This window comes from Brevundimonas sp. MYb52 (assembly GCF_002979535.1).
GTDB lineage: Bacteria > Pseudomonadota > Alphaproteobacteria > Caulobacterales > Caulobacteraceae > Brevundimonas.
Genome location: NZ_PCPB01000008.1, coordinates 129997 through 138481, shown reverse-complemented (window position 1 = coordinate 138481; position 8485 = coordinate 129997). Strand labels below are relative to the sequence as shown.

At 66.5% G+C, this 8485-nt stretch carries 12 protein-coding genes; 8 read left to right on the top strand and 4 right to left on the bottom strand.

Annotated features, from left to right (window positions below):
* Positions 1-180, top strand: a 180-nt coding sequence (locus CQ039_RS16845; protein ID WP_233190162.1) for a hypothetical protein, incomplete at its 5' end; no start/stop codon positions are given.
* A 180-nt stretch (positions 181-360) separates the two neighbouring features.
* Here the strand turns inward: CQ039_RS16845 and CQ039_RS10735 are convergent.
* The 3 genes from CQ039_RS10735 to CQ039_RS10725 all read right to left on the bottom strand — a co-directional run bounded on the left by CQ039_RS10735 (position 361) and on the right by CQ039_RS10725 (position 3116).
* Entirely contained in the window at positions 361-1521 is a 1161-nt protein-coding gene (locus CQ039_RS10735; protein WP_105562724.1) for a Xaa-Pro peptidase family protein, read from the bottom strand.
* Between the two features lie 75 nt (positions 1522-1596).
* The gene (locus tag CQ039_RS10730; RefSeq protein WP_105562725.1) at positions 1597-2154 is read right to left on the bottom strand and encodes an NADPH-dependent FMN reductase; all 558 of its coding nucleotides are present in this window, start codon (positions 2152-2154) and stop codon (positions 1597-1599) included.
* Positions 2154-3116 carry a LysR substrate-binding domain-containing protein gene (locus tag CQ039_RS10725; protein WP_105562726.1) on the bottom strand — a complete coding sequence of 321 codons (963 nt, stop codon included), beginning with the start codon at positions 3114-3116 and terminating at the stop codon, positions 2154-2156. Before CQ039_RS10725 ends, CQ039_RS10730 begins: the two co-directional genes overlap by 1 nt.
* A gap of 114 nt (positions 3117-3230) precedes the next feature.
* Between CQ039_RS10725 and CQ039_RS10720 the strand changes: the two genes are divergently transcribed.
* The 7 genes from CQ039_RS10720 (at position 3231) to CQ039_RS10690 (ending at position 7780) form a co-directional block, all read left to right on the top strand.
* Positions 3231-4100, top strand: coding sequence for a pirin family protein (locus CQ039_RS10720; RefSeq protein WP_105562727.1), 870 nt, complete (start codon positions 3231-3233; stop codon positions 4098-4100).
* A 107-nt stretch (positions 4101-4207) separates the two neighbouring features.
* On the top strand, positions 4208-4897 hold the full coding sequence (locus CQ039_RS10715; protein WP_105562728.1) for an isochorismatase family protein: 690 nt from the start codon (positions 4208-4210) through the stop codon (positions 4895-4897).
* Between the two features lie 87 nt (positions 4898-4984).
* A complete protein-coding gene (locus tag CQ039_RS10710) occupies positions 4985-5623 on the top strand; it encodes a hydrolase (protein WP_105562729.1) in 639 nt (212 codons plus the stop codon).
* A gap of 64 nt (positions 5624-5687) precedes the next feature.
* The gene (locus CQ039_RS10705; RefSeq protein ID WP_105562730.1) at positions 5688-5984 is read left to right on the top strand and encodes a putative quinol monooxygenase; all 297 of its coding nucleotides are present in this window, start codon (positions 5688-5690) and stop codon (positions 5982-5984) included.
* 37 nt (positions 5985-6021) lie between these two features.
* Positions 6022-6402, top strand: a complete 381-nt coding sequence (locus CQ039_RS10700) for a DoxX family protein (RefSeq protein WP_105562731.1) — start codon at positions 6022-6024, stop codon at positions 6400-6402.
* Between the two features lie 51 nt (positions 6403-6453).
* The gene (locus CQ039_RS10695; RefSeq protein WP_105562732.1) at positions 6454-7350 is read left to right on the top strand and encodes a pirin family protein; all 897 of its coding nucleotides are present in this window, start codon (positions 6454-6456) and stop codon (positions 7348-7350) included.
* Between the two features lie 28 nt (positions 7351-7378).
* Positions 7379-7780 carry an OsmC family protein gene (locus CQ039_RS10690; RefSeq protein ID WP_105562733.1) on the top strand — a complete coding sequence of 134 codons (402 nt, stop codon included), beginning with the start codon at positions 7379-7381 and terminating at the stop codon, positions 7778-7780.
* A 66-nt stretch (positions 7781-7846) separates the two neighbouring features.
* Here CQ039_RS10690 and CQ039_RS10685 read toward each other — a convergent pair whose 3' ends face one another.
* Positions 7847-8317 carry a peptidase S1 gene (locus tag CQ039_RS10685; RefSeq protein ID WP_105562734.1) on the bottom strand — a complete coding sequence of 157 codons (471 nt, stop codon included), beginning with the start codon at positions 8315-8317 and terminating at the stop codon, positions 7847-7849.
* Positions 8318-8485: the final 168 nt, after the last annotated feature.

Genomic DNA, 8485 nt, shown 5'->3' with positions numbered 1-8485 from the left:
ACTTTTTCAACACTCCCGAAACCCGAAGGCCCCGGCGGAGGCGGCTATCTAAGGAATGCCGATCTCCTTGTCAACCAACTCTCTGAAGTTTCTGAAGTTCCAAAAGCGAAGCTCTCGAAACCGCAGAAGATCGCCCGAGGAAGCGAAGAAGCATCCCGCGTCGGCAATTCAGCGATTTGATCGAAGCGCGGAGACTAATCGAACCATCCGACGGAAGCAAGAAGTTTTTCAACCTCTTCTTCCCGCCAAACCCCGGAAACTCAGTCTCCGAAGCCCCTTGGGCCGGCCCGTCTCCGAGCGAGGCCGGGGTATACGGACCGCCCCCCGAGTCCACAACCCCTGAATCTCAGAATGTTGAGATCACTGCGATCCGAACGGATCATCCAGGCTGTGCGACGGCTCGGTGAACCAGACCGGGCCGGCCTCACCCATATAGAAGTGATCCTCCAACCGGACGCCGAACTGGCCGGGGATCACCAGCATGGGCTCATTGGAGAAGCTCATGCCCGCCTGCAGGATCGTGCGATCACCCCGCACCAGATTGGGCGCCTCATGAATGTCCAGACCGACGCCGTGTCCGGTGCGATGCGGCAGTCCCGGCAGGCGATAGTCGGGGCCGTAGCCAAGCCCGGTCAGGTAGTCGCGGGCGGCGGCATCGACGCTCTCGCAGGTCGCGCCCAGTTGCGCCGCTTCAAAGGCCAGGGCCTGAGCCTGCTTCTCGTGGTCCCAGACCTTGCGGAACTCGGGCGTCGGTTCGCCGAAGACATAGGTGCGAGTAATGTCCGAATGATAGCCGTCGACCAGGGTGCCCGTGTCGACCAGCACCACGTCATTGACCTGGAGCGCCCGGTCGCCCTCGCCGCCGTGCGGCAAGCAGGTGTCGTCGCCGAAGGAGACCAGACAGAACCAGGAGCCGCCCTCCCCGCCCAGCTTGCGATGTTCGGCGTCGATGAAGCGTTTGACCTCGGAGGTCAGGACCCCCGCCGTCAGCCAGTCGCGGGTGCGACGCTGCACCTCCAGCGTAATAGCCTTGGCGCGGGTCAGAAGCGCGATCTCGGCCGGCGACTTGATCCGACGCAGCGCCGTCGTCAGCGGCCCGCCATTGGCCAGCCGATCCGCCCCCAGCGCCCCGGCCATCCCCAACCAGACAAAGGTCGCGACCAGTTCGTCCACCGCCAGCCGTCCGCCCGAGGGCAACCGCCCCGCGATCAGGGCGTAGGGGCTGTCTTCCTCTTCCCAGGTCAGGATCTCGCCCGATACGGCGCCCGCCGTCAGGGCGCCGACCTTGTCCAGCTCGAACCGGGGGCAGACATACTCCACCCGCCCGTCGGCGTGGATCAGGGCGCCGGTCAGTCGCTCGGACGGATGCCAGTCCAGACCGGTGAAATAGAGCAGAGAGGTGGTCGAGCCGAGCAGAAGGGCGGCCAGGCCCTGGGCCTCCAGCGCGGCAGCCAGGGCCTGGATACGGGCGCGACGCTCATCGACGCCGATGGGACGGGCAGGAGGTGCGGCGAAGGTCATGGTCGGCGTCGATGCCCGTGCAGAAAATGAAGTCCGTTGTCTTTCATGCCCGGCACCGGGATGACAAGTCGGAGCCTATCGCTTTGCATCAGCCACATGGGCGGCGAAGCCCTGGATGAATCGCGCCAGACGGCGACGGGCCTCCTCGTCGATCAGGCGGCCCTCCGCGTCAAAGGCCGCCCCGGCGTGCGGGACCAGCATGCGTCCGCCAAACCAGGGCGCGGTCCCCAGGGTGCGCAGGACCGGCAGCCAGGCCGCCTGACTCATCACCGTGCCGAAGGGGCCAGGCGAGGCGCCCAGCACCGCCACCGGCCGGCCGCCGAACACCCGCTCGATGTCCGAGGCCGGGCGGCTCAGCCAGTCGATGGCGTTCTTGAACACGCCGGGCATGCCGTTGTTGTATTCGGGCGTGAACAGCAGCAGGCCGTCGCTGTCGGCGATCAGATCCTTCAGCGCGACCACCGCCTCGGGCAGGCCCTGATCGCGCTCGACGTCGCCGTCATAGAGGGGGATGCCCCGGATCGACCCTTCAATCAGGTCCACGCCCTCAGGCGTCAGCCCCTGCGCCGCCCGCAGCAGGGCGCTGTTGAAAGAGCCCGCCCGCAGGCTGCCCGATACTCCGACCAGTCGCATCAGTCGTTCGTCTCCGCAAAGGCATAGGGGGTCGCGCGCGGCGACGCCGGGGTTTCACCGTGAATCTGCTGTTCGGCGCAACCCTGGACCAGAAAGTCGAGCAGCAGCCGCACCGAGGGCAGCAGCCCCCGCCGCGACGGAAAGACCGCGTGGACGATCCACTTCTTGGGCCGCCAGTCGGGCAGCAGATCGATCAGCCGCCCGGCCTCCAGATCGCGCGCCACCGCCACGCTGGGCAGCAGGACGACGCCCAGCCCCTGCAACGCCCCCTCGTGCAGCATGTGCAGGTCGTCGGTCACCAGACGCGGCGCATGGCGCACCGAGGCGGTCATCCCGTCCCTGTGGTTCAGAGCCCAGACGTGATCCCGGTGCGCCGGGCCGAAGTCCAGGCTGGGCCAGTCGTTCAGGTCGGCCGGGCCGGACGGGGCTGAGAACCGCGCGATCAGCGCGGGCGAGGCCACCAGACGGTGCACGCTCTCATCCAGCTTGCGCATGACCAGGTCCGTGACCTCCAGCGGCGGCTCGCGCACGCGGATGGCCAGGTCAAAGCCCTCGCCGATGACGTCCACCCGGCGGCTGGTGCTGTGCAGATGCACCTCCACCTCGGGATAGACGGCCATGAACCGCGCGATCAACCCGCCCATCTGATAGGTCAGCAGACCGGGCACGCAGGCGACGCGGATGACCCCGCGCGGCTGGGCCGCCACATTGTCGATCACGGCTTGCGCCGCCTCGGCCTCGACCAGCATGGCCAGGCAGTGGCGGTAATATTCCTGGCCCACCTCGGTGACCGAGAACTTGCGTGACGACCGCTGGATCAGGCGCGTGCCCAACTGGTCCTCCAGAAAGGCGATACGTCGGCTCAGCTTGGACTTCTGCATCCCCAGGGCCCGCGCGGCGGGGGCGAAGCCGCCGTGGTCCACCACCTGGACGAAGTAGTAGAGGTCGTTGAGGTCTCTCATCGTTCTATTGATAGAACGCAGCGAAGCGGTTTCGCAATCTTCTGCGGTCGGCGTTCCACGGTCATAAAGCCTCCAACGCGATCGGCGAGGCCCGGTCGCCACAGGAGACACACCATGAAGAAGGTTCTTGGACGTTACGGCAATGATCGCGGCCACTGGGTCGGCGACGGCTTCCCGGTTCGCTCGCTGTTTTCCTATGACAGCGTCGGCAAGCAGGTCAGCCCCTTCCTGCTGCTCGACTACGCCGGTCCGCATAACTTCGAGCCGACCGACAAGCGTCGCGGCGTCGGCCAGCATCCGCATCGCGGCTTCGAGACCGTGACCATCGTCTATGACGGCGAGGTCGAGCACCGCGACTCCACCGGCCAGGGCGGCGTCATCGGCCCCGGCGACGTCCAGTGGATGACGGCGGGTGGCGGCATCCTGCACGAAGAGTTCCACTCGCCCGCCTTTGCGCGGACCGGCGGCCCCTTCCGCATGGTGCAGTTGTGGGTCAACCTGCCGGCCAAGGACAAGATGACCCGTCCTGGCTATCAGTCGATCCTCAACGCCGACATTCCGACCGTCACCCTGCCTGACAATGCGGGCACGGCCCGGATCATCGCCGGCGCCATGGACGGCTCGAACGGCCCGGCCAGCACCTTCACCCCCATCAATGTGTGGGACGTGCGGTTGAACCGGGACGCCGAGACGACGCTGACCTTGCCGGAAGGCCACACCGCCATCGTGGTCGTCCTGTCGGGACATGTCACCGTCAACGGCGATCAGGGCGCCGGGTCGGCCGAGGCCCTGCTGCTGGATCGTCAGGGGACCAGCGTCACCCTACACGCCGACGCCGACGCGGTTCTGCTGGTCCTGACCGGCGAGCCGATCGACGAGCCCATCGTCGGCTACGGTCCCTTCGTGATGAACAGTGAGGACGAAATCCGCACCGCCATCACGGACTTCAACAGCGGCCGCTTCGGCGACATCCCGGCCGCCTGATCCAATCACGACTTTTTTAAGGCCCGGTCTTCGGACCGGGCCGCAACCCTAGCCTTGACCGGAGCATTGCTCCGAGTGCGGCCCCCTGCCTGAAAGGAAAGACCTTCATGTCCGCTTCCACCCTGCCCGCCAATTTCAACGGCCAGCGCCCCGTCATCGACCCCAATGACGCTGTCATGCTGCTGATCGACCATCAGAGCGGGCTGTTCCAGACCGTGGCCGACATGCCGATGACCACCCTGCGCCGCCACGCCGCCGCCCTGGCCTCAATGGCCACCCTGGCCAAGCTGCCGGTCATCACCACCGCCTCGGTGCCGCAGGGTCCGAACGGCCCGCTGATCCCGGAAATCCACGCCAACGCCCCCCACGCCCAGTATGTGGCGCGCAAGGGCGAGATCAACGCCTGGGACAACCCCGACTTCGTTGCGGCGGTAAAGGCGACCGGCCGCAAGACCCTGATCATCGCCGGCACCATCACCAGCGTCTGCATGGCCTTCCCCGCCATCAGCGCCGCCTATGAGGGCTACAAGGTCTTCGCCGTGGTCGACGCCTCGGGCACCTATTCCAAGATGGCTCAGGAAGTGACCCTGGCCCGCGTGGTTCAAGCCGGCGTCATCCCCATGGACATGGCCGCCGTCGCCTCGGAACTGCAGAAGACCTGGCACCGCGACGACGCCCAGCAGTGGGCCGAGGTCTACACCCAGATCTTCCCGCCCTATCAGCTGTTGATCGAAAGCTACGGCAAGGCCCAGCAGGTCGCGACCGACCACGAGATCCTGGACTCGCAGCGCAGCTGACCCCTCTCGCCGGCCTCGCCGCCCACGGCGGGGCCGGTCCCTCACGCGCGTGCTGCGCCTTCAGCACACCCCTTTGGAGCCCTCATCATGGCCAGCGAACCGATCCGTGATCCCAAGAACGACGACCTTCTGACGCCCGAAAACTCGGCCTTCGTCATCATCGACTACCAGCCGGTTCAGGTGAACTCGATCGCCTCGATGGACCGCCAGCTTCTGGTCAACAACATCGTCGGCACGGCCAAGGCCGCCGTCGCCTATGGCCTGCCCATCGTCCACTCGACGGTCAATGTGAAGACCGGCCTCAACCAGCCGCCGATCGGCCAGCTGCGCAAGGTGTTGAAGGACTATCCCACCTATGACCGCACCACGATCAACTCCTGGGAAGACGTGGAATTCCGCAAGGCGGTCGAAGCGACCGGCCGCAAGAAACTGATCATGACGGCCCTGTGGACCGAGGCCTGCCTGACCTTCCCGGCGCTGGACGCCCTGCGCGAAGGCTACGAGGTCTATGTCATCGCCGACGCCGTCGGCGGCACCTCGGTCGCCGCCCACGACATGGCCCTGCGCCGCATCGAACAGGCCGGCGGCAAGATGATCTCGGTTCCGCAACTGTTCTGCGAACTGCAGCGCGACTGGAATCGCTCCGAAACCGTCCCCGCCTTCATGAACCTGTTTATCGAAACCGGCGGCACGGCCGGGATTCAGTTCTCCTACGACAAGGACTGATCCCTCAAGGGCGGTCCGCTTCCCCCGACCGGACCGCCCCTCTTTTCTTCCAAGGAGGCCAGCCATGGCCGAACTGTTCGTCACCGTCGGCCTGCGCGCGAAGGCCGGCAGGGAAGAGGCCCTGAGGCAGGACCTCATCGCCGTCGCCCGCACCTCCCAGCACGAGGAGGGCGCCCTGCGCTACGAGCTCTATGAGGACAGCGGCCAGCCCGGCCTGTTCGTCTTCATCGAACACTGGGCGTCCGAAGCGGCCCAATCCAAGCACCACAACGACGGCCCCCACATCCGCCATTTTCACGAACACGGCGCCGCCAATGTCGAGCGGACCGAGTTCTTCCATCGCCTGGACCGTCTCGTCTGAAACCGCCACCCTTTCCGATAAGCCACGCTGAAGCCTCATGACCGACCATTATCTTCTGATCGGCCGCATCCTGATCGTCCTCCTCTTCCTGCAGAGCGGAATCACCAAGGCCCTCCGCTTCCAGGACGGGCTGAGCGAGGTCCGCAGCAAGAAGATCCCCTTCCCGCATCTGGCCCTGCTGGGCACCATCATCCTGCAGATCGTGGGCGGCGCCCTGCTGATCGCTGGCTGGTTCGTCACGCCGGTCGCCGCCCTGCTGGCCCTGTTCACCCTGGCCACGGCGGTCGTCTTCTATGACTTCTGGAACTTGCAGGGCGCGCCGCGCGCCGTCTCCCTGAACGGCTTCTTCGAGCACATCAGCATCATCGGCGGCTTCCTGATCCTGATGGCCGCAGGACCTGGACGCCTTGTGCTCTGAAACCACCACCGTGCAGACTGCACTCAACATCCCCTCGAAGGAGAAAGCCCCATGATCGAACTCGTCATCGACCAGCGCCGCAAGGATCTCGGCGGCTTCGAGGTGGGCCGCGTCCTGCCCTACGCCAAGCGTCGCGCCGTCGGCCCCTTCGTCTTCTTCGATCACATGGGGCCGGTCGACATGCCCGCCGGCCTGCCCAAGACCGTCGATGTGCGCCCCCACCCCCACATCGGCATCTCGACCTTGACCTATCTGTTCGACGGCGAGATCACCCACCGCGACAGCCTGGGCGTGCAGCAGGACATCCGTCCCGCCGAGGTCAACTGGATGACCGCCGGCAGCGGCGTCACCCACTCCGAACGCTTCGAGCGCGCTCGCCGCGAAGGCGCCCGTCTGGAAGGCATCCAGGCCTGGGTCGCCCTGCCCGACGGTCAGGAAGAGATCGACCCCTCCTTCCAGCACGTCGGGACCGCCGAACTACCGACCTGGAGCGAGGACGGGATCAAGGGCCGCCTGGCCGCCGGCGAGGCCTTCGGCATGAAGGCTGGGGTCAGCACCTTCTCGCCCCTGCACTATATCCATCTGGAACTGGAGCCCGGCGCCCGCTTCCAGACCCCGACCAATCATTCCGAAAGCGCCGTCTATGTCGTCTCGGGCCTGGTCGAGATCGACGACGGCCGCCCGCTGGGCCACGGCCAGATGGCGGTGCTGGAAAAGAAGATCGCCTCGGTGGTCTGCGCCCTGGAGCCCTCGACCATCATGGTGCTGGGCGGCGAGCCGCTGGGCGAGCGCTTCATCGACTGGAACTTCGTCTCTTCGTCGAAAGACCGCATCGAACAGGCCAAGGCGGACTGGCGCGCCGGGCGCATGAAGCTGCCCGACATGGACGATCAGGAGTTCATCCCCCTGCCCGCCGACCCCGCCGATTCCGCCCCTCCCATGTCCTGAACCCAACATCCTGAACGGAGCCGCCCTCATGGCCGTCGCCCAAGCCCACATCGGAACCGCCCGCTACCGGACCTCGATCCGGACGGGCGGCGACCTGAAGCACGAACTGACCGCTGACGAGCCCGAACGCCTGGGCGGCGCCGACAGCGGCCCCGCGCCCTTCGACCTGCTGATCTCGGCCCTCGGCGCCTGCACCGCCATCACCCTGACCATGTATGCGGAGAAGAAAGGCTGGCCGCTGGAGGGGCTGGATATTCGCCTGGAGTATCTGGGCGGCGAGACCCCGCCGCGCATCGAACGCGTCCTGACCCCGACCGGACCGCTGGACGAGGCCCAGCGCGCCCGACTGGCCGACGTGGCCGAGCGCACCCCCGTCACCCTGGCGATCAAGAACGGCGTGCCGGTGCACACCACCCTGGCCGGGACCTGAAACAGGCCCCGGGGCTGGGCGCGGCGTCCGCCTGGAAGGTCAGGCCTCGAGGCTCAGGCCTCGAGGTCAGGGCGTTTCGGTGACCAGCAGGGTGGCGTTGGCCGTTCCGCCGCCAAAGGTGCCGATCCAGACGTCATAGGTGCCGCTGCGCGGCTTGTCGAAGCGCACCTGGGCGTCGCCGTCGCCATAGCTGTCGTCGTCGCAAGACCAACTGCCGTCCGGCCCGTTGATGATCAGGGTGGTGTCCACGGACGACAGGGTGCGGAACACCAGCGGCAAACGCCCCGCCTCATAGGTCACTTCGAAATCCGGCGCGTCCGCGACTTTGCCGACACAAGCGGCGGGCAAGGGCGTGTCGGCATAGGCGTCGATGGAGCCCCCGGCCGTCACCGACACCCGATAGGGATCGGGCGTGAAACCGGCTCTCAGGACAATCTCGCCATAGGTGGCGGTCTTGCTGGAATCCTGGGCCAGAGCCCCCGGCGAAGCGGACACAAGCGCCAGCGCCGCCGCGCCCGCGAACACCACGTTTCTCATGAATTTCTCCCGCCCCAGCCCTGGGGCATTCAGCGAACCTCGTTAGTGGTGCGCTGCCGCCCGGCATGCGTCAAGACGCCGCAACCGAGACACGAAAAAGTCATATTCTGGCAGTGATCCATACCGCCCCGCAGGCCCTGCCTCCGACCAGAACGGGCCGCCCTGAAA

Bases quoted from the DNA above. Each gene is read 5' to 3' on its own strand.
- CQ039_RS10700 (WP_105562731.1), top strand. From the start codon at position 6,022: ATGACCGACCATTATCTTCTGATCGGCCGCATCCTGATCGTCCTCCTC.
- CQ039_RS10695 (WP_105562732.1), top strand. From the start codon at position 6,454: ATGATCGAACTCGTCATCGACCAGCGCCGCAAGGATCTCGGCGGCTTC.
- CQ039_RS10730 (WP_105562725.1), bottom strand. From the start codon at position 2,154: ATGCGACTGGTCGGAGTATCGGGCAGCCTGCGGGCGGGCTCTTTCAAC.
- CQ039_RS10720 (WP_105562727.1), top strand. From the start codon at position 3,231: ATGAAGAAGGTTCTTGGACGTTACGGCAATGATCGCGGCCACTGGGTC.
- CQ039_RS10710 (WP_105562729.1), top strand. From the start codon at position 4,985: ATGGCCAGCGAACCGATCCGTGATCCCAAGAACGACGACCTTCTGACG.
- CQ039_RS10725 (WP_105562726.1), bottom strand. From the start codon at position 3,116: ATGAGAGACCTCAACGACCTCTACTACTTCGTCCAGGTGGTGGACCAC.
- CQ039_RS10690 (WP_105562733.1), top strand. From the start codon at position 7,379: ATGGCCGTCGCCCAAGCCCACATCGGAACCGCCCGCTACCGGACCTCG.
- CQ039_RS10735 (WP_105562724.1), bottom strand. From the start codon at position 1,521: ATGACCTTCGCCGCACCTCCTGCCCGTCCCATCGGCGTCGATGAGCGT.
- CQ039_RS10685 (WP_105562734.1), bottom strand. From the start codon at position 8,317: ATGAGAAACGTGGTGTTCGCGGGCGCGGCGGCGCTGGCGCTTGTGTCC.
- CQ039_RS10715 (WP_105562728.1), top strand. From the start codon at position 4,208: ATGTCCGCTTCCACCCTGCCCGCCAATTTCAACGGCCAGCGCCCCGTC.
- CQ039_RS10705 (WP_105562730.1), top strand. From the start codon at position 5,688: ATGGCCGAACTGTTCGTCACCGTCGGCCTGCGCGCGAAGGCCGGCAGG.